General features: G+C 33.9%; 25 protein-coding genes. 16 read left to right on the top strand and 9 right to left on the bottom strand.

Annotation, left to right across the window (positions count from 1 at the left end):
* Nucleotides 1-13: 13 nt before the first annotated feature.
* The gene (locus KWG70_RS07750) at nucleotides 14-3,247 is read right to left on the bottom strand and encodes a S41 family peptidase (RefSeq protein WP_230935428.1); all 3,234 of its coding nucleotides are present in this window, start codon (nucleotides 3,245-3,247) and stop codon (nucleotides 14-16) included.
* A gap of 96 nt (nucleotides 3,248-3,343) precedes the next feature.
* On the opposite strand from KWG70_RS07750, the gene menD reads away from it, so the two are divergent.
* From menD to KWG70_RS07735, 3 genes are all read left to right on the top strand, one after another.
* The gene (menD, locus tag KWG70_RS07745) at nucleotides 3,344-5,104 is read left to right on the top strand and encodes a 2-succinyl-5-enolpyruvyl-6-hydroxy-3-cyclohexene-1-carboxylate synthase (RefSeq protein ID WP_230935427.1); all 1,761 of its coding nucleotides are present in this window, start codon (nucleotides 3,344-3,346) and stop codon (nucleotides 5,102-5,104) included.
* Between the two features lie 84 nt (nucleotides 5,105-5,188).
* Nucleotides 5,189-5,527, top strand: a complete 339-nt coding sequence (locus tag KWG70_RS07740; RefSeq protein WP_230935426.1) for a DUF2853 family protein — start codon at nucleotides 5,189-5,191, stop codon at nucleotides 5,525-5,527.
* Nucleotides 5,528-5,621: 94 nt separating this feature from the next.
* On the top strand, nucleotides 5,622-6,458 hold the full coding sequence (locus KWG70_RS07735; protein WP_230935425.1) for a CvfB family protein: 837 nt from the start codon (nucleotides 5,622-5,624) through the stop codon (nucleotides 6,456-6,458).
* Here KWG70_RS07735 and KWG70_RS07730 read toward each other — a convergent pair.
* Nucleotides 6,447-6,878: a hypothetical protein gene (locus KWG70_RS07730; protein ID WP_230935424.1), complete on the bottom strand. Its 432-nt coding sequence runs from the start codon at nucleotides 6,876-6,878 to the stop codon at nucleotides 6,447-6,449. The genes KWG70_RS07735 and KWG70_RS07730 overlap by 12 nt on opposite strands.
* Before the next feature lie 176 nt (nucleotides 6,879-7,054).
* The gene (locus tag KWG70_RS07725; protein WP_230935423.1) at nucleotides 7,055-8,161 is read right to left on the bottom strand and encodes a C1 family peptidase; all 1,107 of its coding nucleotides are present in this window, start codon (nucleotides 8,159-8,161) and stop codon (nucleotides 7,055-7,057) included.
* A 54-nt stretch (nucleotides 8,162-8,215) separates the two neighbouring features.
* On the opposite strand from KWG70_RS07725, the gene KWG70_RS07720 reads away from it, so the two are divergent.
* The 4 genes from KWG70_RS07720 (at nucleotide 8,216) to KWG70_RS07705 (ending at nucleotide 11,684) form a co-directional block, all read left to right on the top strand.
* Nucleotides 8,216-9,055, top strand: coding sequence for a 1,4-dihydroxy-2-naphthoyl-CoA synthase (locus KWG70_RS07720; protein WP_230935422.1), 840 nt, complete (start codon nucleotides 8,216-8,218; stop codon nucleotides 9,053-9,055).
* A gap of 15 nt (nucleotides 9,056-9,070) precedes the next feature.
* The gene (gene menA, locus KWG70_RS07715; RefSeq protein WP_230935421.1) at nucleotides 9,071-9,976 is read left to right on the top strand and encodes a 1,4-dihydroxy-2-naphthoate octaprenyltransferase; all 906 of its coding nucleotides are present in this window, start codon (nucleotides 9,071-9,073) and stop codon (nucleotides 9,974-9,976) included.
* Nucleotides 9,977-10,177: 201 nt separating this feature from the next.
* Nucleotides 10,178-10,855, top strand: coding sequence for a metal-dependent hydrolase (locus KWG70_RS07710; RefSeq protein ID WP_230935420.1), 678 nt, complete (start codon nucleotides 10,178-10,180; stop codon nucleotides 10,853-10,855).
* Between the two features lie 16 nt (nucleotides 10,856-10,871).
* On the top strand, nucleotides 10,872-11,684 hold the full coding sequence (locus tag KWG70_RS07705) for a class I SAM-dependent methyltransferase (protein ID WP_230935419.1): 813 nt from the start codon (nucleotides 10,872-10,874) through the stop codon (nucleotides 11,682-11,684).
* A gap of 1 nt (nucleotide 11,685) precedes the next feature.
* Here KWG70_RS07705 and KWG70_RS07700 read toward each other — a convergent pair whose 3' ends face one another.
* Both KWG70_RS07700 and KWG70_RS07695 read right to left on the bottom strand, forming a co-directional pair.
* On the bottom strand, nucleotides 11,686-12,477 hold the full coding sequence (locus KWG70_RS07700) for an SDR family oxidoreductase (protein ID WP_230935418.1): 792 nt from the start codon (nucleotides 12,475-12,477) through the stop codon (nucleotides 11,686-11,688).
* Nucleotides 12,467-13,375: a sterol desaturase family protein gene (locus KWG70_RS07695; RefSeq protein ID WP_230935417.1), complete on the bottom strand. Its 909-nt coding sequence runs from the start codon at nucleotides 13,373-13,375 to the stop codon at nucleotides 12,467-12,469. The genes KWG70_RS07700 and KWG70_RS07695 overlap by 11 nt, the downstream gene beginning before the upstream one ends.
* A gap of 114 nt (nucleotides 13,376-13,489) precedes the next feature.
* Between KWG70_RS07695 and KWG70_RS07690 the strand changes: the two genes are divergently transcribed.
* From KWG70_RS07690 to KWG70_RS07670, 5 genes are all read left to right on the top strand, one after another.
* Nucleotides 13,490-14,179 (top strand): DUF2490 domain-containing protein, encoded by a 690-nt coding sequence (locus KWG70_RS07690; protein ID WP_230935416.1) that lies wholly within the window; start codon nucleotides 13,490-13,492, stop codon nucleotides 14,177-14,179.
* A gap of 72 nt (nucleotides 14,180-14,251) precedes the next feature.
* Nucleotides 14,252-15,286: an o-succinylbenzoate synthase gene (locus tag KWG70_RS07685; RefSeq protein WP_230935415.1), complete on the top strand. Its 1,035-nt coding sequence runs from the start codon at nucleotides 14,252-14,254 to the stop codon at nucleotides 15,284-15,286.
* Between the two features lie 2 nt (nucleotides 15,287-15,288).
* A complete protein-coding gene (locus KWG70_RS07680) occupies nucleotides 15,289-16,233 on the top strand; it encodes a CPBP family intramembrane glutamic endopeptidase (RefSeq protein WP_230935414.1) in 945 nt (314 codons plus the stop codon).
* A gap of 19 nt (nucleotides 16,234-16,252) precedes the next feature.
* On the top strand, nucleotides 16,253-17,320 hold the full coding sequence (locus tag KWG70_RS07675; RefSeq protein WP_230935413.1) for an AMP-binding protein: 1,068 nt from the start codon (nucleotides 16,253-16,255) through the stop codon (nucleotides 17,318-17,320).
* A 69-nt stretch (nucleotides 17,321-17,389) separates the two neighbouring features.
* Nucleotides 17,390-18,727, top strand: a complete 1,338-nt coding sequence (locus KWG70_RS07670; protein ID WP_230935412.1) for a M24 family metallopeptidase — start codon at nucleotides 17,390-17,392, stop codon at nucleotides 18,725-18,727.
* On the opposite strand, the gene KWG70_RS07665 is transcribed toward KWG70_RS07670, so the two are convergent.
* The 4 genes from KWG70_RS07665 to KWG70_RS07650 are packed head-to-tail and all read right to left on the bottom strand — an operon-like array spanning nucleotide 18,724 to nucleotide 23,367.
* Nucleotides 18,724-20,001 carry an MFS transporter gene (locus KWG70_RS07665; RefSeq protein ID WP_230935411.1) on the bottom strand — a complete coding sequence of 426 codons (1,278 nt, stop codon included), beginning with the start codon at nucleotides 19,999-20,001 and terminating at the stop codon, nucleotides 18,724-18,726. The genes KWG70_RS07670 and KWG70_RS07665 overlap by 4 nt on opposite strands.
* A 39-nt stretch (nucleotides 20,002-20,040) precedes the next feature.
* A complete protein-coding gene (locus tag KWG70_RS07660; RefSeq protein WP_230935410.1) occupies nucleotides 20,041-20,919 on the bottom strand; it encodes a DUF2927 domain-containing protein in 879 nt (292 codons plus the stop codon).
* Complete coding sequence (locus tag KWG70_RS07655; protein ID WP_230935409.1) at nucleotides 20,916-21,737, bottom strand: hypothetical protein; 822 nt, start codon at nucleotides 21,735-21,737, stop codon at nucleotides 20,916-20,918. The genes KWG70_RS07660 and KWG70_RS07655 overlap by 4 nt, the downstream gene beginning before the upstream one ends.
* Nucleotide 21,738: 1 nt before the next feature.
* Nucleotides 21,739-23,367: an acyl-CoA carboxylase subunit beta gene (locus KWG70_RS07650; protein ID WP_230935408.1), complete on the bottom strand. Its 1,629-nt coding sequence runs from the start codon at nucleotides 23,365-23,367 to the stop codon at nucleotides 21,739-21,741.
* Between the two features lie 143 nt (nucleotides 23,368-23,510).
* On the opposite strand from KWG70_RS07650, the gene KWG70_RS07645 reads away from it, so the two are divergent.
* Genes KWG70_RS07645 through KWG70_RS07630 form a run of 4 tightly spaced genes read left to right on the top strand, consistent with a single transcriptional unit; the run spans nucleotide 23,511 to nucleotide 25,705 of the window.
* The gene (locus tag KWG70_RS07645; protein ID WP_230935407.1) at nucleotides 23,511-24,041 is read left to right on the top strand and encodes an NADPH-dependent FMN reductase; all 531 of its coding nucleotides are present in this window, start codon (nucleotides 23,511-23,513) and stop codon (nucleotides 24,039-24,041) included.
* 3 nt (nucleotides 24,042-24,044) lie between these two features.
* A complete protein-coding gene (locus KWG70_RS07640) occupies nucleotides 24,045-24,326 on the top strand; it encodes a GNAT family N-acetyltransferase (RefSeq protein WP_230935406.1) in 282 nt (93 codons plus the stop codon).
* 10 nt (nucleotides 24,327-24,336) lie between these two features.
* Nucleotides 24,337-24,774, top strand: a complete 438-nt coding sequence (locus KWG70_RS07635) for a MarR family winged helix-turn-helix transcriptional regulator (RefSeq protein WP_230935405.1) — start codon at nucleotides 24,337-24,339, stop codon at nucleotides 24,772-24,774.
* A gap of 58 nt (nucleotides 24,775-24,832) precedes the next feature.
* Entirely contained in the window at nucleotides 24,833-25,705 is an 873-nt protein-coding gene (locus KWG70_RS07630) for a pirin family protein (protein ID WP_230935404.1), read from the top strand.
* Nucleotides 25,706-25,715 lie beyond the last annotated feature (10 nt).

Genomic DNA, 25,715 nt, shown 5'->3' with positions numbered 1-25,715 from the left:
TTAATAGTCATAATTAATCAATCGATTTCAATAACTCAGTAACAGCAGCTTCTATTTGTTCATCTTTTCCGTTAGTAATATTATCAAAACCGTTTTTAACTTGAATATCTGGCATAAGTTCTTTATTCTCTAGAACATCACCTTCAATATCCAACACCTGCATATTGGGTATTCCAAATACAATTCCATTTTGAATGCGTTCCCACCAAACAAAACTGCAAGTTCCAGGCACAGGCATACCTACTAATTTTCCAATTTTTAAATCTTTATAACCAGCTGGTGTACAATGTGCATCCGAATAGTTCGACTCTCCCATAAGCATGATACTTGGTTTTGTCCAACGTCGCTGAGATTCTATACCAACAACCTTTCCTCCATTTTGAAACTCCATATATTTCTTACCACTTAAAAACGTTGTAACATCATCTACCAAATCACCGCCACCATTAAAACGTGTATCTACAACTAGTGCTTTTTTATTCACTTCATCTCCCATAACTTCTTCTAAAAACTCTCTAAAACTTCCATCACTCATACTACGAATATGCATATAACCTATTTGATTGTTAGATAGTTTATGAACCATTTCACGATTTTTCTTGATCCAACGTTGATAGCGCAATTCATTTTCTGCACCAATGGTTATAGGTTTCACGCGCTCTTTCCATCGATCTTTTGTTGATGGGTTATAATAAGAAATAGTAATAGCATCACCAGCCTTTCGATTTAATAAACTGTAATGATTAATGTTTTTGGTAATAGGCTCTCCATTAATAGCTTCAATAATAACTCCAGTCTTAACTTTCTTATCACTATTCACCAAAGGACTTCCTTCTATAACCTCAGAAATTCTAAGTCCGTCACCTTTATAACTTTTATCGATAAAAATCCCTAAAGATGCCGTTTGATCACCTTTTATATTTGGAGATCTAAAACGAGCTCCTGTATGCGAAGCATTAAGCTCTCCTAATAATTCTCCCAAAATATCTTTAAAATCGTAATCATTATTAAGATGTGGTACAAACTTTTTATAGTTTTTAGATAAGGCATCCCAAGGTGCTCCATGTAAATTAGGATCTAAGAACTTTTTCTTTACTTGGCGAGATACATGATCCATTAAATACAAGCGCTCTGCCGATAAATTAAAAGACATCTCATCTTTTATACCAACCGATTTACGCTTACCAGAACCTACATTTACTTTGGCAATTCGTCCACGACTTAAAATAAATACTTCTTTAGCATCTTTTCCAAATACCATAGAACCACCACGTCCAAACTTCCCTAAAGATTTAATTTCTCTTGTTCGCAGATCAAGCTTCCATAGATCGGCTTGATTGTCAACGCGCCCCAAGTATAGTAGCGATTTTGAGTCTTTTGTGATTAGCATATCAGACAAGCGTGTAGAAAATAAGGATAACTTTGCTTTACGTTTATGAAGGTTGTCAAACTCTATGACTATTGGTTTTAATTTTGGTTTTTTATCCTTAGCATCTTCTTTTTTGTCTTTTTTAGAGTCTTTATCGTCTTCTTTTTTATCCTCCTCCTTTTTATCATCTACTAAAAACGAAAATTCATCTTTATTTAGTTTAAATTTATCATACGCTTTTTGTGTTAAAAACACACCATATACATCTAGTTGAGAGGGACCGGTTTTTGCTACACTATGCATTCCATTTCTGTCTGAAGCCCAGTATAAAATAGAACCATCTAAAGACCACTTAGGCGTGAAATCGCTAAAACCACTTTTTGACACATTGATGAGATCTCCCGTTCCGTCTGCTTTTAAAATGCCTATTTCCCCAAACCAATACTGATTTGGATAAAATGTAATGGCTAGCCATTTTCCATCAGGACTCCATTCATACTCTTGGTCACCATCGGAATAAGAGAAGTGCTTTTCGCCATTATGAATAACAGTTATTTTTTTACTTTTTAGATTAATGGTTCTCAATTTTGTACGTTCTTCTAAGTAGGCAATATCTTCACCAGTAGGAGAAAACTTTGGCTGAAAACTTTCAGTCTTATCTGCCAATAACACATCTTCCTTAAGTTCTATGGCATTTAAAAAGTATTTTTCGTCATCATTTGTAATTGTCTGTGTATAAAGGTTCCAACTATTATTACGCTCTCCTGCATAAACAATGGTTCTGCCATCAGGACTAATATCGATACTGCGTTCTTGTTCTGGAGTTTCGGTGAGACGTCTAGTTAAACTACCGTCTGTTGATGTTACGAAGACATCTCCTCTATGAATAAAAATTAGTTCCTTTCCATTTGGAGAAGGCACCATGTCTGTCACATTTCCGTTAACAAAAAGGAGTTCATTGTCCATTAACGATTGGTCTCCACCAATATTAACCGCAATTTTTTTTGGTGATTCACCAGGATTCTGTGTATAAATTGTCCCATTGAAACTATAGGCCAAAACATCATTATTTGCAATCGAAAGATGTCTTACAGGATGCATTTTGAAATCTGATATTTGTGTGGCTTGTTCTGGATTAGAAAAACTAGATTTATAGACATTAAATGTTCCAGATTTTTCTGACAGATAGTAAAATGTATCTCCTGAACCAAACACAGGATTTCGATTCTCACCTTTATAATTAGATAGTTTCGTGTATTGACCAGATTTAGTTTTGATCCAAATATCTCTAGTTACCGAAGATGTATGATGCTTACGCCATTCATCTTCATAACCTTTTATCTCTTCAAAAATAAAATCACCTTTATTATTGTTTTTAGCCTCATAAGCAGGAAAACTGGAAAGTTGCTTGGGTGTAGTGGCATCTAAAGTCACGCTGTATAATTCACCTAATCTGTGAAACAATAATGAGTTTTGATCATCTAATCTTATGCTATTAAACCAAACGGCATCATTGTTTTGAGAGAAGTCCGTTGGCATATCATCGGCAGAGTGGAAGGTCAATCGTTTCACGTTTGTTCCGGTAGATGACATCACAAACACATCAAAATTACCATGTCTATTTGAAGCAAATGCAATCTGCTGTCCGTCATGAGACCAAACAGGTTTCGTATCATAAGCACTATTTGTTGTTAAGCGCGTAGCTTTCCCTCCATTCACAGAGACCACATATATATCGGCATTGTATGTAAATGCAATTTGACTTCCATTAGGAGAAATAGAAGTATGACGCAACCATAGATTGTCATTTTGTTGTGCAGTAGTTGTATTCAGTATAAAAAATGAACTAAGAAGAAAAATGAGGGAATTAATTTTCATGTTTATTGATTTGATTATAACGAGGTGAAAGTTAGTAAATTAATTGTTTCGAATCTTGTTTTTTTTGACACCTAATTTAAATAACTTTGTAATTAGATGAAGTACCCTAAAATTCCGCTTGCACAAACTGTAGTACAGTTGTGTAAACTCAAAAATATTAGACATATTGTAATTTCCCCTGGGAGTAGAAATGCGCCATTAACGATTGGTTTTACAAATGATAGTTTTTTCAATTGTTATAGCATTGTTGATGAGCGATGCGCAGCTTTTTTTGCGTTAGGAATTGCCCAGCGACTTCATGAACCTGCAGTAGTCATTTGTACTTCAGGAAGCGCCTTGCTCAATTATTATCCGGCAATTTCTGAAGCATTTTATAGCGATATTCCTTTAGTTGTGCTATCTGCAGATCGACCTAAGCATTTAATAGGAATTGGTGATGGTCAAACCATAAATCAAAAGAATGTTTATGAGAATCATATCTTATATTCGGCAAATTTAAAGTTGGACTTAAAAGTAGAAAATGGATTTGCTACAAAAGAAGAGCTTCCAATTTTTAAAAGTATAGAGAATAAACTCGAACGCTTTTTGGGGTTACAACAAGATATTCAATCTTTCAATGAAACTGAACTGAACAAAGCTTTCAATACAGCTTGGTTTAAAAATGGACCTGTACATATTAATGTGCCTTTTGATGAACCATTATATGAAACGGTAAATGAATTAACAATACAACCTAAGTCCAATGATATTAGTTTTACGCGTCCTACAATTGATCAAACTGAATTAAAGAACTGTATTAATGACTGGGATGTGTCTACAAAAAAAATGATTTTAGTAGGTGTGTTACCACCTAATCAAATTGAGCAACAATGGCTAGACAAATTAGCAGATGATGATAGCGTTATTGTATTTACTGAAACGACCTCCAATCTTCATCACGCCAAGTTTTTTCCAAGTATTGATAAAATCATAGCACCCTTAGAGAATGCCAATTTTAAAGCATTACAACCAGATATATTAATCACTTTAGGTGGTCTTGTGGTGTCTAAGAAGATAAAAGCTTTTTTGAGACAGTATCAACCCAAACACCATTGGCATATTGATGTGAAAAAAGCAAACGATACATTTTTTTGCCTAGATAAACACATTGTAGCGCAACCTAATGATTTCTTTTCAGCGTTTTTGCCAAAGATTAAGCCTGTGATCAAAAGCAATTATTTTGATACCTGGATGACAGTTAAACGACACCGAAGTAAAAAACATCTAGAGTATATTAAGCATATTGGCTTTAGTGATTTTACAGTATTTAGCTTGGTGTTGAAATCGTTGCCAAATAAAACGATCTTGCAATTAGGTAATAGTTCGACAGTGCGTTATGCACAATTATTTAATTTAAATCCGTCAGTTGAAGTTTACTGTAATAGAGGGACTAGTGGAATAGATGGCAGCACCTCTACGGCAGTTGGCTGTGCGGCAGTTAGCCAAAAACAAACGACATTTATTACTGGTGATTTGAGTTTCTTTTATGACAGTAATGCATTGTGGAATACTTATATTCCGAATAGTTTTAGAATTATCCTTATCAATAATCAAGGAGGTGGTATTTTTAGAATCCTTCCAGGACATAAAAACACAGAGAATTTTGATTATTTCTTTGAGACAAAACACGATCTTACCGCAAAGCAATTGTGTGAAATGTACCACATAGATTATACAACGGCTAACAATGAAATTGAATTAAGAGAAAACTTAAAGACGTTTTATAAAAAATCTAATACGCCGCGACTTTTAGAAATATTTACACCAAGAACAGAAAACGATTCTATTTTATTAGATTATTTCAAATATGTACGATAAATGTGACGTGAGCTCTTTTTATGTGTCTAATAATTGGCTATATTTATAGACCAATAATTTATTAACCTAAAAAATACAACTAAGATGAGTAAAAGAGACGAATTAATTGCAAAGTATGCTGCAGATTTGAAAGATAAATGTGGTATGGATGCAGATATGGATTTACTAACCAAAGTCACGATTGGTTGCGGACCATCAATTTATAATGCTGATGCTGCAACAGTTTCAGGATCTGATGAATCTGAATTAGCTACTGTGAAAAATAATTTCTTAATCAAGAAGTTGGGACTAAAAGATAGCGTAGATTTAGATAAAGGTATTGCTTCTGTTATGGATACATACGGAAAGTCTAATAGAAATAAATACAGAGCTGTTGTATACTACATGTTGACAAAACACTTTAAAAAAGAATCGGCTTACTAGTCTTAGATTTTTAAAACATAGTAAAGCGTTATTATTCTATTAGAATTGTAACGCTTTTTTTAGGTCTCAATACTAATATCTGTATCTTTGACGCATGATAATAATTGGAGACTATAACACACTTGACATCATTCGAGAAACTGATCAAGGACTATATTTAGCAGATAAGGAAGGTAATGAAGTATTGCTACCTAATCGGTATATACCCGAATCGTTTCAAATTTGGGAAGAAATCGAAGTGTTTGTATACTTGGACAATGAAGAACGCCCAGTTGCTGTAACTGATGAGCCTTATATCATTCGTGATGATTTTGCTTTATTACGTTGTAATCAGGTCACATCTCATGGTGCGTTTTTAGATTGGGGAATGGTAAAAGAATTGTTTTGCCCATTTAAAGAACAAGCCTTTAAAATGAAAGCAGGTGGTTGGTATTTGGTGTATTGCTATCTTGATGAAGAAACAGATAGATTAGTGGCTTCAAGTAAAACTAACCGGTTTTTAGATAATAAAGATTTGACAGTTCAACAGTTTGATGAAGTTGATTTAATTGTATCTCACCCTTCTGAACTTGGTATGAATGTGATTGTTAATAATCAGCATTTGGGCTTGATTTTTTCTGAAGATATTTTTAAAGATATTAGTGTAGGTGATCGTCTAAAAGGTTATGTGAAAAAAGTGCGACATGATAATAAACTTGATATTGTTCTTGGAAAAATCGGGTATCGTAAGATAGAACCTAATGCCGATATCGTGATGCAACAACTTGAAGATAGTCGTGATGGATTTTTGCCTCTTAACGATAAATCTAATCCAGATGAAATCAAGCGCGAGTTGCAAATGAGTAAAAAAACCTTTAAAAAAGCGATAGGTACTCTTTACAAACAACGTCTGATTACTATAGAATCTGACGGAATTAGATTAGTTGAGTGATAATAAGTTAATTTGTTCAAGAACTCTATTGTGAATGGTATTTAAACCTTCATATAGATTGTCGAATACGATATCATAGGTAGAACAAAAATTGTTTTCAATTTCTGCATTCATGCGTCCAGCTTGATTATGACTTACAACACCATACGCTACTAAGTTTGGGAAAATAGACTTAACTTCAGGAACATCCATCAATGATATAGAATACGAATTGACTCTATTAGCAACAAAGCCAAAAGGCTTCTCATTACCAAAATATTCAAATACATCATTGATTGTTTTTTTCGCACTACTCAAATCTACATGTGTACCTTCATTGAATTCAACAACAGCTATATGATTAAAAAAATGGAGTGTTCCTACTTCAGATTGAGTTTGCTTCACAACTTGTGAGGCTACATTTGAATTTATAATGTTCATATCCCTAAATATGTTTATTTGTGACTAATTTTTTGACATTTTATATTGATGCCTATAATAAGACACAACTACTTCAAAAAAGTCACATAAAAATGATACCGAATGGGATATACGTATTAGTTTCAAGTTTTGGATGTCCTAAAACTATAATTTTTAGTAAAAACTGATTTGGATACTTATTTAATAAGTAATTTGGCTTTTAGATTACTTGGCAACGCATCTTTATGTACCATTATAGATATGGTTTTCAATTTAAAGTACGCTTCACTCATGTAGATATAGCCATCATTACCTAAGCCATTTTTTCCCCATGAATTTTTCACTTTATAATATGATGTTCCATTTTGATCTTTTAGCATTCCAGTAATATGCATCAAATGATCGTCTGTGGTATTAAAGTTTTCAAACTCTTGCTGTCTATAGGCCGCAGTAATATCTTTTTCTGGACTTACCTTTAGTAAAGCACTAGTATCATCATTGGCAGGTACAATGGCCAGACCATGTTTAGCTGAAAATGTCTTTTCACTTACATCACAATCTAATTCGATACTAAATCCATTTTGTAATGCATGGTTAGCTGCAGTAACGAGTTCATCTAAGGTCACGTTATAAAAATCACCATTAGAAAAGTTATCTGGGATGTTTAAAATGAAATTTGAATAGTAAGGCTGGTGTGTGAAAGATGTGATTGTGACATAGTCATCAGGATTAATAGTTGTCATTTCTAAAAACGACTGTGGTGTATAGGTCTTACCATCATAAGTGAATGAAGTAATATCATCACCTAAATAGTGATCTAGTGTGTTTTCTATGTCTTTTCTCCAATTAGTAGGATAGGTTTTGGTATCTGCTAAATAGGTCTTTAGAATGGTTTTTAAAGAATCTACCATTTTAGAATGATTATGACCTTTCTTACCTTCAATTAAGCCAGAGTAAGCATCATTTGGTACAATACCATGTTCAGCAATACTATTGATAACGTCATGGGCTAAACCACCTTGACTAAATTGTGTTTTCCCTTGTCGCATAACATAATTCCAAGCTTTTTGTGAATAGGTATGCCTAACTGAGTACATTTCAGATAAGTCAATTTGTTTGCCTGTTAATCGCATCACTTCACTTTCTAGAAATGAAGATGCTGAAAAACTCCAACAAGTTCCTGTATTACCTTGACTAATCACATCTGTAGCTTCTAAGTCAATGGTTGTTTCAAATTTATAGTCTTGAGAAAAACTAAAAACACTAATAAAAAGTAAAATGATAAGTAGACTATTATTTTTCATGGTAATGGGATTCGTTTCTATAAAATGATTTATTTTTGACTAAAATAATAAATAATGAGTAAAGCGAACTGGATTATTGCTAAAGAATATCAAGATATTACATACAAAAAATGTAATGGTGTAGCACGAATAGCATTCAATCGTCCAAATGTTAGAAATGCGTTTCGTCCAAAAACTACAAGTGAATTATATGATGCGTTTTATGATGCAAATGAAGACGTAACTATTGGAGTAGTTTTATTATCAGCTGAAGGACCATCTACCAAAGATGGCATTTGGAGTTTCTGTTCAGGAGGAGATCAAAAAGCTAGAGGACATCAAGGGTATGTTGGAGATGATGGTTATCATCGCTTAAATATTCTTGAAGTGCAACGCTTAATTCGTTTTATGCCAAAAGCCGTTATTGCTGTTGTTCCTGGATGGGCAGTAGGAGGAGGCCATAGTCTTCATGTGGTTTGCGACTTAACCTTGGCTAGTAAGGAGCATGCTATTTTTAAACAAACTGATGCAGATGTCACTAGTTTTGACGGTGGATATGGTTCTGCTTATTTGGCAAAAATGGTCGGACAAAAAAAGGCACGTGAAATATTTTTCCTAGGAAGAAACTACTCTGCGCAAGAGGCTTGCGATATGGGAATGGTAAATGCAGTGATTCCGCACGATGAGTTGGAAGATACAGCCTATGAATGGGCTCAAGAGATATTGGCAAAATCACCAACCTCAATAAAGATGTTAAAATTTGCTATGAATTTAACAGATGATGGAATGGTTGGTCAGCAAGTATTTGCTGGTGAAGCCACAAGATTGGCTTATATGACTGAAGAAGCTAAGGAAGGTCGTGATGCGTTTTTAGAAAAACGTAAACCTAATTTTGATAAAAAATGGATTCCGTAAATCAAAAGCTTGTTTATGTTTAAAAAATTAAAACCTTGGTTGTCAGCCTTTAGATTACGTACGTTACCACTGTCGGTATCTGGTATTATCATTGGATCTTGTTTTGCACATTACAATGGCTACTTTGATAGTATCATTATGACGTTCGCCATATTGTTGACAATAAGCTTACAAATACTTTCAAACTTAGCTAACGATTATGGAGATGGTGTCCGCGGAACAGATAATGATAGCAGAATCGGACCTGAACGCGCTATTCAAAGCGGAACTATAACACCAGAAGAAATGTTTGATGGGATCAAAATGAATATTCTTGTTGTTATTGTACTCACTGTTGGCCTTATTTTTGTGTCCTTTGGAAGTAAATATTTTCTATATGCCTTATTGTTTTTTTTATTGTCTGGCTTGTCAGTCTATGCAGCAATAAATTATACCGTAGGAAGCTCACCCTATGGCTACAAAGGCTTAGGAGATATATTTGTTTTTGTGTTCTTCGGAATGTTAAGCGTTATTGGTAGTTATTTTCTATATACCAAACATATTGACCATCACGTGTTTTTACCTGCTGTGTCTCTTGGTCTCTTAAGTATGGGAGTTTTGAACCTCAATAATATGAGAGACATTGATTCTGATAAGGAAGCTGGTAAGGATACGCTAGCGGTTAAGCTTGGAAAAACAAGAGCTAAGACCTATCATATCACGCTCATTGTTTTAGCTATAGCTTTCTCATTTGTATTTTCAATATTGTACTTCTCAAATTTTTATAATTTCTTGTTTTATATCGCTTATATTCCATTGGTATTACACATTGTTAAGGTGAATAAAACGAAGACACCCAAAGAGTTTGATCCGCAGTTAAAAGTTCTAGCTTTAACAACTTTTTTGTTTTCAGCACTATTAGGAGTAGGTTATATTTTATAGATTATTTAACATAATTATTTGGTTTTCAAATAATTAATGCTTATATTTATTCTGAAATTTTGTAGGTCGGCATTTATTTGCTATTATGTTGGCAATAAAATTTGGGGCTTTAAAACTCAGACAATTTCTTCAAATCTGTCTGAGTTTTTTCGTATTTTAGTTTCAGTTTTTTATATCCAATCATTTTTAAGTCAACCAACAATGCAAATTACATTTTATGGTCATGCAAGTCTAGGACTAAAAATTGCTGACATCAATATTCTTATTGATCCATTTATTTCAGGAAATCCTAAAGCCTCTCATATTAACATTGAATCCCTTGAAGCCGATTATATATTGGTCACGCACGCACATCAAGATCATATTCTAGATGTTGAAGCCATTACTAAGCGCACAGGTGCTGTTGTTGTTTCAAATTTTGAAATTGCAACCCATTTTGATAAGCTGGGCTTAGAAAATCACCCCATGAATCATGGTGGTCAATGGGATTTTGAATTTGGTACTGTTAAATATGTTAATGCCATTCATACATCATCATTTCCAGATGGTAGCTATGGCGGACAACCTGGAGGGTTCGTAATTGAAGGTGAGCACAAAAACATCTATATCGCTGGAGATACTGCCCTTACTATGGATATGAAACTCATTCCCTTATTTACTAAATTAGACTTAGCCATTTTACCTATTGGTGATAATTTTACCATGGGAATCGAAGAAGCCATACATGCGAGTGATTTTGTTCAATGTGATAAAGTCCTAGGGTATCATTTTGATACCTTTGGTTATATTGAAATTGACCATGAAGCTGCCAAGCGTAAATTCTTCGATAAAGGCAAAGACTTAATGCTTTTAGACATTGGCGAAAGCATTGAACTATAATCTTAAATAAATGACATTGAAAGAACAAGACGCGTACATTTTAGGAACAGATCAGGAAGAATTACATCGGCTGGGATTACAGCATCAAGTTTGGGCTTCCGAAGCGCATAAAGGTTGGGAATTAGCAGGTTTTACTGCAGGACAAACTATTTTGGATTTGGGTTGCGGACCAGGTTTCTGCTCTAAAGAACTTGCCTTTGTGGTTGGTAATTCTGGTAAGGTGATTGGTATAGATCGCTCTGAACATTTTATTAATTTTTTAAATCGAATTAATTTACAATACGGACTACAGATTGATGCTGTCCAAGCTGACTTTAATGATATGAACTTAGAACCTAATAGCCTAGATGGCATGTACTGTCGCTGGGCAATGGCTTGGGTACCTAATGTCAAGGAAATTTTAGGCAAAGTAAAACAAGCCCTTAAACCTGGTGGAAAAATGGTGCTGCATGAATATTACGATTGGCAGACGCATAGTATAGAGCCTCGTAAAGCAGGTATTGAAAAAGCTATTGCTGGTTGTTTACAGAGCTTTAAAGAACAAGATGGCGAAATAGATATAGGTAGAGAATTACCCAGAATTTTTGAAGATTTAGGAATGAAGGTGACCAGTAAACGACTCATGTCAAAATTAGCAACACCAGACAATTTAGTTTGGCAATGGCCAAAATCATTTTATCACAGTTATTTTCCCAGATTAATAGATGCTGGCTATTTGTCTCAAGTAGATGTTGAGCAGGCTTTAAGCGATTTTAAAGATTTAGAACAAAACAAAAACACAACCTTGTTTTGTCCGATTTTGATAGAGGTGATTGCTGAAAAAGTCTAGACTATTTTACTTTACTTCTCATCACTAACTTATGAATTAAACGTGGAGATAAGCGTTTCACGTAAACACCAAATTTTTCAAACTTACCGATATAAGCTTCATATTTTTCTTTACGTATGGCCTTAATCATCTTTTTTACAAAGACGTTAACGTCTAAACCATTTTCGGTCATCTCATCTTGATAACCTTGTTTGCTTCCGTTTCCTGTTAAGGCGTTACGAGCTACGTTAGTATTCACAAAACCAGGACAAATCATTGTAACTTTAATGTTGTCTTTGTCGTGTTCTATACGTAACGCATCAAAAAAACCGTGAAGCGCATGTTTGGCACCACAATATGCCGATCGATAAGCAGAGCTAAATTTTCCCATTAAACTGGATACTACCACATAATGGCCTGATTGATTGTCAATAAAATGAGGCAATATGGCTTTAGATAAGGCTACAGTTCCTAAGTAGTCTATTTCCATCAGTTTTCGGTCCACATCAATAGATGTGTCAATAATTGCTGAGCGTTGACTAATGCCACCATTATTAACTAAAACATCAATCCTTCCAAAGATGGAAATGGCCTCATTTGTTTTAAACTCCATATGATTAATATTAGCGAGATCTAAAGGAAGTACATGAACTCTATTGGGTTCATGACAAAGCGACTTGACCTTAGCTAATTCATCGGTTCTTCTTGAGGAAAGTATTAAACTACAGTCGTATTTTGATAATGCAATAGCCAAACTTTTTCCAATACCACTGGAAGCTCCAGTAATCCAAATTGTTTTATCGTTAAACGTCATGTTTCGTATGTTTAGTTAGCCATTCATTTCTAAGGTCTTCAGATATTTTACCAGTACCATCATGTTTCCAGCCAGGTGGCTTAAGAAGATATAGAATTCTGTTTTTTAGCGATTTCCGACCAGAAAAGGCATCTTTAAACATATGTACCCATTCAATAAATGCAATTTTTATTGGATTATATGTACGTATATTTTTAACTAAGCCATAGACTACTTTTTCATCTTCTAATTCGGGTTGAAATGTGCCAAACAATTTATCCCAAATAATTAAAATACCTGCGTGATTTCTATCCAAGTACAATGGGTTTCTGCCATGATGAACACGATGATGCGATGGTGTGTTAAAAATCGCTTCAAACCAGCGTGGCATTTTGTTTATGGTTTCGGTATGTATCCAAAATTGATATAATAAACTTATAGACATCTGTAGGAGTATCATTCCGGGATGAAACCCTAAAAGTGGTAACCAAAGCCAAAAGACAAAAGAATAAAAACCACCAGACCATGTTTGGCGCAACGCTGTGCTTAAATTGTAGTGTTGTGATGAGTGATGTACGACATGTGATGCCCAAAATAATCGACATTCATGAGATATACGATGAAACCAATAATAAGCTAGATCATCAGCAAAGAAAATAAGTATGAAGCTCCACCAAACAATAGGAATGGTAAACAACCTAAAATTTTCATAGATGAAGAAAAAAGCAACCAATACAATGGCTTTACTAAAAAAACCTAGAAAAACATTACCTAATCCCATAGCAATAGAGGAGAAGGCATCTTTTGTTTCATAAGTCTTAATGTCCTGCTTTATTGTAACATACAATTCCAATAACATAGCGGCTATAAAAAAAGGAATAGCAAATAATATGATATTTGGAAAATTGGGATCGTGCATGAGTCTCTTTCGGTTTTAGCTAAAGTACAAAATTGTGAAAAATCTGTATATTTACAGTTTTCAATTTTTAAGCAAAACTTATAGATATTAATTTTGCAATGAAGTTAACAAACTATGAAATTAAAACTAACCTTACTTATTATTTTATTCATTTCGGTAAAATCTATGGCTCAAGTAGAATCTGGTAAAACAGGTGCTTGGTATATGTATTTTTTCGATCATAAATTTAAAGAAAGTCAATTTGGAATTCAAGGCGATGTTCAATATCGTAATTGGAACTTGGGTGGCGATTTAGAACAATTGCTGCTGCGTTCAGGAGTTACTTACAGACCTAAAGGCGTAAATGCAAAATTCACATTAGGTTATGCTCACATTACAACTGGAACATTTGGAGATAGTGATGATACATCAACTGAGAGTAGAATCTATCAGGAAGCACTTTTGCCTCACAAATTAGGAAATCGTGTATATCTTACGCATCGCTTTAGATATGAGCAGCGTTTTGTAGAAGATCAGGATTTCAGAACTAGATATCGTTATAACCTATTTATGAATGTACCCTTTAATAAGAGTGCTTTAGAAAAAGGCGCTATATATGCTGCATTATACAATGAATTATTTGTTAATGGTCAGCGCGATATTGGAGACAATAGAGAGGTCGAGTTTTTTGATCGCAATCGTACCTATCTTGGTATTGGTTATGTACTGAAACCAGGTATGAAATTTCAATTGGGTTGGATGAATCAAAAAACAAATGGCGTTGGAAAAGCGCAACTCCAATTGAGTTTTCATCATAATTTCTAATAACAATCATCATACATCTTGCTCTTAGATTTAGTATTTTTGTAGCGAATTCATTTACTGAATTCATAAACTATGATTGCAACTTACAAACCGTATACACTCAATTTTAAAAAAGCTAGTGGCACTTCTAGAGGGATATTGAAATCTAAGGAAACTTGGTTCATTATTCTTAATGATCAGGGTAAAATTGGCATAGGCGAATGTGGAATGTTTAAAGGTCTGAGTTGCGATGATAGACCAGAGTTTGAGTCAAAATTGCAATGGACTTGTGAGCATATTAATTTGGGATTGGAAGTCCTATTGGATGAGCTTGTTACATATCCTAGTATTCAATTTGGATTGGAAATGGCATTCAAGTCTTTGTCTAGTGATTCTAGTTTTGATTTGTTTCCTTCGGAATTTACAAAAGGTCATGCATCTATAGCCATTAATGGACTTATTTGGATGGGAAGTGAAGATTTTATGAAAAGTCAAATCACCAAAAAACTTAATGCTGGTTTCAATTGTATTAAAATGAAAATTGGAGCTATAGATTTTGAAACCGAATTAAATCTGTTGAAATCTATTAGGAAAGAGTTTTCGGCAAGTGATATCGAGTTACGAGTTGATGCCAATGGTGCTTTTTCTCCAGATGAAGCGTTAGAAAAGTTAAAGCGATTATCCGAATTTGATTTGCATTCAATCGAACAGCCAATTAAACAAGGACAATGGGAAAATATGGCTCAATTATGTGAGAACACGCCTTTGGCTATTGCTTTAGATGAAGAATTAATTGGTGTATTTTCAAACAAGAAAAAAAAGGATTTACTTGAAAGTATTAATCCGCAGTATATCATTTTAAAACCCACTTTAGTTGGAGGTTTTAGAGGAAGTCAAAATTGGATAGATCTCGCAGATCAACAACAAATTGGTTGGTGGATTACAAGTGCTTTAGAGAGCAATATTGGTTTGAATGCCATAGCACAATGGACTTATATCCTTAATAATGATTTACCACAAGGTCTGGGAACAGGTAGTTTATTTACCAATAATTTTGATTCGCCATTAGTAGTAAAAAATGGTACATTGCGTTACGAAAAGCATACATCTTGGAATTTTAATATTTAACTATGAATTATTTACAACAAGCCTACAAGGGAGAAAATGAAGCATGGAAAGTGATTTTGACAGTTTTAATTGTATCAGGTCTCTTTATATTTAATCTTATTTTTTTAATATTTTTTGGAGATGGTTTTGATGTTATAGAAGAACAAAAAAAAATGTTAGAGTTGGTGCCTAGTAAAAACTTTTGGCTGGCTGTTAACTTATTGCCTTTTGCAGTGCTATTGCTGCTTTTATTTTTATTGGTTAAATTTTTACACAAAAGAAGCCTTAAGTCGTTAACTACAGCACGAAATAAAATAGACTGGAAACGTGCTTTCTTTTCATTTTCGCTTATTGTTGTAATCACACTTGGACTATTTGCATTTAGTTACTTTTCAGACCCTTCATTCGTTGAGTTCCAATTGGATCCTGTAAAATTTACCATATTGGTTATTGTGAGTTTGCTTTTATTTCCTCTTCAAATTGGTTTAGAAGAATATTTGTTTAGAGGCTATTTGATGCAACAACTTGCTGTTGTAGTAAAGAACAGATGGTTTCCTTTAATATTAACATCAGTACTATTTGGAGTGCTTCATGGTGGAAACCCTGAAGTGGATGAAATGGGGCCGATTATTATGATATTTTACATTGGAACAGGTTTAATGCTTGGTATTATGACCTTAATGGATGATGGCTTAGAATTGGCTTTAGGTTTTCATTTAGGAAATAATTTGTTAGCTGCTTTATTAGTGACTTCAGATTGGTCTGCTTTGCAAACAGATGCCATTTTTAGATATACTGCTGAAGAAGCTACCAATCAAGTTTCTGAGATTTTAATTCCTATTTTAGTGATATACCCAATTATTCTATTCATATTCGCCAAAAAGTATAAATGGCGTAACTGGAAAACCAATTTATTTGGTAGAGTTATTGAACCTGCTCAGGAAGACTACAAAATTATAGGTGAATAACATTCCATAATTTTATTTTATGACACCTAAGTTTGATAAAATACATTTAAAATTTAAGCTAAATGGTATCCATTACAATCATGAAGAACTTAAAGAGATAGCCTACAGTTTAGTTAAGGAAGGTGACGACTATGAGCAAGTAATTGGCAATTTTCTATTAGACTGGATAGATGATAAAGACCATGTTTTGGTGAATACCTCTGGTTCGACAGGATTGCCAAAAACGATAATGCTTAAAAAACAGGCCATGGTAAATTCGGCAATAATGACTGGCGATTTTTTTGGATTACAACCAGGAGATAAGGCATTACATTGTTTACCAAGCCAGTATATAGCAGGTAAAATGATGCTCGTTAGAGCTATGATACTAGGACTTGAATTGGATTTGGTGTCTCCTTCTACGATACCTGCTTATGATAATTTAAAGCACTACGATTTCTGTGCGATGATTCCGTTGCAACTTAAAAACTCGTTGCAGCGTTTAGCACATATTAAAACACTAATAGTTGGAGGAGCCTCAGTGTCTAAAGTACTAAAATCAAAACTTTATAATGTAAAAGCAAAAGTCTTTGAAACCTATGGAATGACTGAAACGGTTAGTCACATTGCAGTAAGACAACTTAATAGAAACTCTGATAATGCACATTTTCAAGTGTTACGAGATATCCAAATATCTACAGATGATAGAAGTTGTTTAATTATAGATGCTAAAAAACTGTCTGATGAAAAAATAATCACAAATGATATTGTAGAGATGATATCAAAAACAGAATTCGATATTATTGGTCGTTTTGATAATATGATCAATTCTGGTGGTGTGAAATTATTTCCTGAATTAATAGAGGCAAAGCTTCAAGGTAAAATCGAAACACGTTTTTTTATTACTTCGGAAGCCGACAAAGACCTTGGGCAAAAAGTTGTTCTTGTATTAGAAAGTGACTCTAATATGTTAGAACCTTCAGTGTTTGAAAATTTAAAAAAGTTTGAGGTGCCCAAATCTGTCTATCATATTTCAAAGTTTATCCAAACTGAAACAGGAAAGCTGCAACGACAAAAGACCTTAGAGGCTATTTTGGGAACATCTTAGTAGCTCTGTTAGTTTTGTATCGGTAGATTACCTTTAAATTCCATATTTTTAGTGGATATATCTAAACCTATGAAAAAAACAATTCTGATTGTACTGCTTGCCGTTTTTCAAAGTAATGCACAACAAGTCTTATCAGTAAAGGAACAAGCCACAGTTATTGACGAAATTCTGGCAGATCGCTTCAACACTGTTTTACCTGATTTAATGGATCGAACCAATTTAGACATGTGGATTCTAATATCGAGAGAATATAATGAAGATCCCGTTCTAAAAACAATGTTGCCTGCAACTTGGTTAAATGCCAGACGTAGGACTATCATTGTGTTTTACAGAGATAAGCAAAGGAATAGCGTCGAGAAGTTGGCTGTCGCACGCTATAATTTTGGAGATCATATCGTTTCTGCATGGGATAAAGAAAAACAGCCAGATCAGTGGCAACGCTTAGTAGAACTTATAGAAGAACGAGATCCTAAAAATATAGGATTAAATTATTCGACACATTTTAATATAGCAGACGGACTAGATAAAACTGATTATGACGAATTCATGCAAGTACTTCCTAATGCTTATAAAAACAAAGTAGTTTCTGCCGAAAAATTGGCTATTGCATGGATAGAAACCAGAACAGATAGAGAAATGATTATCTATAATCAATTGGTAGATATTACACATGATATTATTGCCGAGGCGTTTTCAGAGAAAGTGATTACACCAGGCATAACGACTACATCTGATGTAGAATGGTGGATGCGCCAAAAAGTAACAGATCTAGGACTGCAAACATGGTTTCATCCTACAGTTGATGTTCAGCGATCTAAAGATGATTTAAAAGGACATCTATATTCGTTTTCTGATCGACCTGAGCGACAAGTTATTCTGCCTGGCGATTTGGTGCATTGCGATTTCGGAATTACCTATTTAAGGCTCAATACAGATTGTCAAGAATTGGCTTATGTGTTAAAACCTAATGAAACAAAGCCACCTCAATTTTTGGTAGAAGCTCTAAAGGAAGGGAACCGCGTTCAAGATATTTTTACGTCTAATTTTGAAACTGGAAAAACGGGTAATGATATTTTGTTGAAATCATTAAAGGCAGCAAAAGAAGCAGGGTTAAGACCTTCAATTTATACCCATCCTTTAGGAAGTTATGGACATTCGTCTGGCCCAACCATAGGGATGTGGGATTCTCAAAATGGAGTTGAAGGAGCAGGCGATTATCCTTTATATCCTAATACTGTTTATGCGATTGAATTAAACACAACAGTGACCATACCAGAATGGAAACGTGATATACGAGTAATGTTAGAGGAAGCTGGGTTTTATGGAGAAAACGGTTTTCGTTACGTTAATGGTCGTCAAACAAAGTTGCTAACAATCCCTAGACTAAAATCACATCAAGGTAATTAGCCTGTCTTTGACTTTGTATGCCTGTATAGCATAATTGAAGCGATACATCCAATCAAGGTAAATCCAGCCATGATACCAAATGCAATTTGATGTCCTATTTCTAAGCCTTCGTAAGCACTTAAGAAATATCCATATAATAATCCAGCAAAAATATCTGGAGTGTAACCAACAACTGAAATAAAACCAACAGCAGTTCCAGTGACTGCTAATGGAATTTTTGCTTCTTCTAGAACTGCGAAGTAGAGTACTCTTGCCGAATAGACACCTAAGGCCATAGTTCCTATGGATAATATAAATAATAGTGTAGTGTTATCACTAATAATACCTGAAGCAAAAATAAGACTAGTAAGGGTCATTAATAAAAAGCCAATGATAATCCACAAAGAAGCTCGTGTACGATCGGCTAATAAACCAATGACGACTCCAATAACTGGTCTCATATAAAGAAGGTATGTGCCAATAGTTGCGGCTTCAATCTTATTATAGAGCATAACTTCTTCGGCATATAGACTAAAAAGATCTGTCATTTTATAACCGTAATAGGCACATAAAATAATGATCATGAGCAACCAAACAGATTTGTACTTTATTATAAGTTTAAAGTTGTCTAACGTGATGGTTTTTTTTGCAGGTTCTGTTTTTACAGTATCATTGGTTTTAAATCTCAAAAAGAAAAAAACTAAAAGCGCAATTACCATTACCGCAAAAGAAGTGTAGGTAATAACATGTTTAAAAGCTTCTCGACGTTCAGCTACAGAGGTAAGCTCAATATCTTTTGTAATGAACAATGAAAAGATTAGTACACCAGCAGATCCAAATATAGCAGCAACTAAGCCACGTCCACCATCTAAAAACCCAAAGGCAATGCCTTGTTTATTAGATCCTCCCCAAATTCTGGTCGCTTTGATCATAGCTGCCCAAAACAAGAAAATAGTAGTAAATCCCCAAAAACCGTAGAGTATATGTAGATTGCCAAGCGATGGATATGTTGCAAGATATAAGCCACCAAGTGCAGTAAGCATTAAGGCTACAGACATAAGTATATGAGGTCGAAACTTATCTGCTAATGGACCACCAAATAAATAAGAAAAAAGTGCAACGGTTCCGTAAGCGGAAAAACAACTTCCTATTTCAAATTGACTTATACCAAAAGACTCGAGAAAAGTAGTTCTAAAAATACGCTGTAAAACAAAAGGTAAAATAAAAACAGCTTCAGCCGCTAATATCAATAAAATGATAATAAAGATAGTTGATCTAGTTTTTTTTGTACTCACTTTTGATATTGTTTAACCTTAATTATTAATTTGGGTTGACTATTCAGGATGAATAAAATTCATCTTATTTTTAGGGTTTAGCCTAAGCATTTCTTTGGCTTTTTTGTGTTGATCTAAAAATGTGTGTAAGTCTGTTCCCTTACAAATGCCATATGAATAGTGGTATTTTAAAAGCTCTATATCTAATGAGGTCAATTGTTTTTCTTTTGAATTACAGAGAGAAAAATAACTATCACAAGAGAATTCATCAATTGTTTTAAAATAGCCTAATGATTGAATAAAATAACGTTTAATTTCCATCAATCTTAATTTGTCGCTAAAATAATGAGATGTATTAATACGCATGGCGAACTTAGTTATTTTGTTGCTCTTACTCCAATGCATATAATAAGCTGAGTTGCTTTTCTTGTTTATTTTTGATTCATAGTCATAATCCTCATGAGAATAAACAATGAAGTTGGAATCTTCTACTTTGTTTACAAACTTAATTTGAAGAGAATCGATATGATTAATTGTAGATTTCGCAAACTTTTTAAAGTCTCTTTCTACTTTACCTGAAAAGCTTCCTGTAATAAACACTCTCAATGGTTGCTTCCAGTATTTCATTGTCTGCTTCTTATCTGTACTATCATTTTTTAATCTAAAAGCGATTTTTGTGTAATAACTTAAAAATGTAGAGTCTTTGTACTCATAAGGTACAAATGCACCATTTGGTCTTGGTACAGAAGTAAGCATAACCAAAGTATCCTTGCCTTTTATGACAAAATTCATAGAGTCTTGTTTGGTCAAAGGCTTCTTGTAGATTTTCTTCCATGATGATAATGGGATATACTGCCTAGTTTTTATTGGTTTCCTTTCAGTTTGAGCTACTGAAAAGAAATAACAACATAAAAATAGTGTAGTTGTTATATATTTCATTGTTTGAGTTTTGTGAGTTTCGAAAATTCGGTGTCACTTACCGGAAATTCATAAATGTAATTGTAATGTATTTTTAATATGTTCAAATCTGATGGGCTAATATGACCTTGAAATTGATAAGTAGGACATAAATAACTAGAAATGTCTTTGTCACGATGTATAACAAAAAACCTCCCCAAACTTAGAAAGAATAACTGTTTTAGATTACTTTCTAAGATTTTGATGTCCACTTCCAAATGGGTGTTTAGTTCTAGTATGCAGCCTTTTATTTTTTCATCTCCAGATGAAAGTATAGTATAATCACCATTATTAAAAGCAAAATTCTTTTTATCAGTTTCATTTTTAAACTTATAGCTGTTATTTGTAAATAACTTTTTAGTAGGTTTTACATAATAATTTGCTTTATTTATGTTACTGGTTATCGAAATATTCAAATTATCTACAGAATCAAAACGAGATAAAAACTGCTTTAGAGATTTTTTTAATTGTTTAGGGAATGATTTATCTATATATATAAGAATAGGAACATTCCACTGCTTAGCATAATAGGTGTGATTTGTTTTAGAATTTGTATAATAAAAAACTGAGACTCTATATCTATTGAGTGTTTTTATATCGAATTTATTATTTGTAGCATATTTACTAGGGTCAATGATAGTTTTTCGTTTAACAATCACTAAACTATCACTTTTAAAAGTAGGATTTGTTCTTAGTTCAAAAGTATCTTTCGCTTTCAATATTTGCGTAACATCCATTTGCGAAAACGAGGTTGAGGATAGAAAAAGAAACAAGAATGTTGTAGTAAAAAAAGACTTCATATTAAACCTGTAATACACCCATATTAAAAGGTCTTTCAATAGGAGCGTGGTTAGCCGCTTCTATTCCCATACTAATCCATGTTCTAGTGTCTAACGGATTAATAACAGCGTCTGTCCAAATACGAGCAGCCGCATAATATGGAGATACTTGATTGTCATATCTGTTTTTAATTTTATCAAAAAGTTCTTTTTCTTTTTCAGGTGTAATTTTTTCACCTTGTTTTTCTAGTGAAGCTTTTTCTATTTGTAACAGTACTTTTGCGGCACTATTTCCACTCATTACTGCTAATTCGGCACTAGGCCAAGCCACAATTAATCTTGGGTCATAGGCTTTTCCACACATGGCATAATTTCCAGCTCCGTAACTATTTCCAATCACAATGGTAAACTTAGGAACCACAGAATTGCTCACAGCATTTACCATTTTAGCACCATCTTTAATAATTCCACCATGCTCAGATTTGCTACCAACCATAAATCCAGTTACGTCTTGCAAAAAGACTAAAGGAATTTTCTTTTGGTTACAATTCGCAATAAAACGTGTTGCCTTATCGGCACTATCATTATAGATTACGCCACCAAATTGCATTTCACCTTTTTTGGTTTTTACCAGCTTACGCTGATTGGCTACAATACCTACAGCCCAGCCATCAATACGCGCATAAGCAGTGATAATAGTTTGACCATAGCCTTCTTTATATTCATCAAATTCAGACTTATCAACTAAACGTTTGATAATCTCTCTCATATCATATTGATCTGCTCTTGAACGCGGTAATATACCAAAGATGTCTTCTGGTTTCTCACTAGGTTTTTTCGTAGCAACACGGTTAAAACCAGCTTTATCATAATGGCCAATTTTATCCATTAAACGCTGTATGGTTTCTAGAGCGTCTTTATCATCTTTTGCCTTATAATCTGTAACTCCTGAAATTTCGCAATGAGTTGTCGCACCTCCTAATGTCTCATTATCGATGGTTTCTCCTATAGCGGCTTTTACAAGATAACTTCCTGCTAAGAAAATACTTCCCGTTTTATCTACTATTAAAGCTTCATCACTCATAATAGGTAAATAAGCACCACCAGCGACGCAACTTCCCATAACAGCAGCAATTTGTGTAATCCCCATACTGCTCATCACGGCATTGTTTCTAAATATGCGCCCAAAATGTTCTTTATCGGGAAAAATTTCATCTTGCATTGGTAAATATACACCAGCCGAATCCACTAGGTATATTATTGGAAGTCTATTTTCAATTGCAATTTCTTGAGCTCTTAAATTCTTTTTGCCTGTAATTGGAAACCAAGCTCCAGCCTTTACTGTAGCATCATTGGCAACAACGATACATTGTTTTCCTTTGACATAACCTATTTTAACGACCACACCACCAGATGGACAACCACCATGTTCTTTATACATGTCGTCTCCAGCAAATGCACCAATTTCTACAGAAGATGCTTTAGCATCAAGAAGATAATCGATACGTTCTCTTGCTGTCATTTTACCTTTGGAGTGATGCTTTTCTATACGTTTTTCACCACCACCAAGTTTAACCTGAGCTAAGCGTTTTTTTAAATCTGAAAGGAGTAATTTATTATGATCTTCGTTTTTATTGAAGTTTAAATCCATAGTGTATTTTATTTCCTACGAATTTACGAAACCCATAACGGATTAAAAAGTGAATAATTTGTTAAAATTGATAACATGGAAATAGTTTCCTAGGAATATATAGTTTTTTTATTGTATATTTGTACCATCAAACAATAAGACCTATGAAAAAAATAATAGCATTTGCTGGAAGCAATAGTAAAAATTCAATTAACAAAGAACTAGCAATTTATGCAACAACTCTGGTTGAAGATACTGAAGTAAACGTTTTAGATTTGAATGATTTTGAATTGCCTTTATACGGAATTGATTATGAAATAGAACATGGTATTCCCGACAATGCGCATAAATTTTTAGAGTATATCAAATCTTCCAACGGTATTATTTTATCATTGGCTGAACATAATGGAGCTTATGCAACAGTTTTTAAAAATATTTTTGACTGGATGTCACGTATTGATGGTAAATTATGGAGTGATAAACCAATGCTATTAATGGCTACATCGCCTGGAGGTAGAGGAGGTGCTACAGTTTTAGAAATTGCCAAAGGACGTTTCCCTTATATGGGAGGAAACATAGTAGGCGCTTTTTCTTTGCCTTCTTTTGGTACAAACTTTCAAGACGGAACACTAATCAATGAAGAATTGAATGCGCAATTGACTGAAGAAGTTAAACAATTTCAAAACAGTTTATAAGTTATGGATATAAAGCACACAGATACAGGAAATAAAGGACGCTTTTATTATGAAGTTGATGGTGTTGAAAAAGGATTAATGACCTACAGTCATGCTGGAGCAGATAAGATTATTATTGATCATACCGAGGTTGATTCATCTTTAAAAGGTCAAGGTGTTGGCTATAGATTAGTTGAAGCCTCTGTTGACTATGCAAGGGAGCAACAAATTAAGATCTTGCCTTTATGTCCTTTTGCTGCAGCAGTATTCAAAAAGCGAACTGAATATAGTGATGTTTTATTTTAAAATTTAAATGATGGGAGATTTAGCAAAAGATATCAATTCTAAGTTTGAAAATAATAGAGTGAAAGCCATGCTCAATATTATCTACACAGCTAATTGGATTACTAGTTGTCAAAATGAATTTTTTAAAGATTATGGTATTTCTCCGCAACAGTATAATATTCTAAGAATTTTAAAAGGAGCTGGTGAGCCATTAAATGTTCAGACTATTAAAGACAGAATGCTAGAACGCTCACCAAATGCAACACGCTTGATGGATAAACTTTGCGCGAAGGATTATATAGAACGATTGCCTTCAGCACATGATAGACGTGTTGTCAAGATAGCAATTACTAAAGAAGGTATTGCTTTATTAGAATCTATTCCAAAGAATTTCAATAAGGACCTTCTTAAAAATTTAAATGAAAAAGAAGCAGAACAATTAAGTGATCTGCTAGATAAAATGCGATGATCGTATTTTTTTAACCAAATAGTTTCCATGGAAACTATTGAAATGAAAGGATATAAAAATGAAATTAAATACAATAAAAAGGGCAGGTAAGAGCCATTTCGTAAATATGGGGCCTATTAGACTGCGACAACCATTTCCAACACAAGCTATCGAAATGATAGATCCATTTATATTATTACATCACTATGGACCTTACGAAATTTCAAAAGCAAATAACCCGTTTGATCTTGGGCCACACCCTCACAGAGGGTTTGAACCTGTTACATTTTTAGTACAAGGCGAACAATTACATCGTGATTCGTTAGGTCATGAAAGTGTTGTAAAAGCTGGTGATGTACAATGGACAACTGCAGGACGAGGTATTATTCATGCTGAAGGGCCGACGAAAGCACTAGTTGAAAAGGGAGGAGTAATCGAAGGCATTCAATTGTGGTTAAATCTTCCCGCAGAGAAAAAAATGATGCAAGCTAATTATCAGCATGCTAAGCATGAAGAGTTTAATGTGATTATTTCCGAAGATAAGAATGTAGAAACCAGAATTATCGCTGGAGAACTACAAAACTCTTTTGGTAAAATAGCAACACAAACAGCTGTAAATGCCTTCATGATTGATGCTAAAGCTGGAGGAGAACAAACAATCGCCTATTCTAATAAGCATCATGGTATGTTGTATCTCCTTCACGGAAAAGTAACTGTAAATGATGTTGAATCTATTGAATTAGATAAAAACCAATTAATGGAGTTTCATCAGGATGGAGATGGTTTTTCTATCAAGGCAGAAACAGATAGTAAATTGTTGTTCTTATCTGGTGAACCAATTAAAGAGCAAGTTGCAACATACGGACCTTATGTTATGAATTCACAAACAGAATTATTGGAAGCCATGCGAGATTACCAAATGGGTAAGATGGGATTTCTTCCAGCCAATTAATAAAAAACAA

This window comes from Psychroserpens luteolus (assembly GCF_021032705.1).
Classification (GTDB): domain Bacteria; phylum Bacteroidota; class Bacteroidia; order Flavobacteriales; family Flavobacteriaceae; genus Psychroserpens; species Psychroserpens luteolus.
This window is presented reverse-complemented; position numbering and strand designations above follow the sequence as displayed.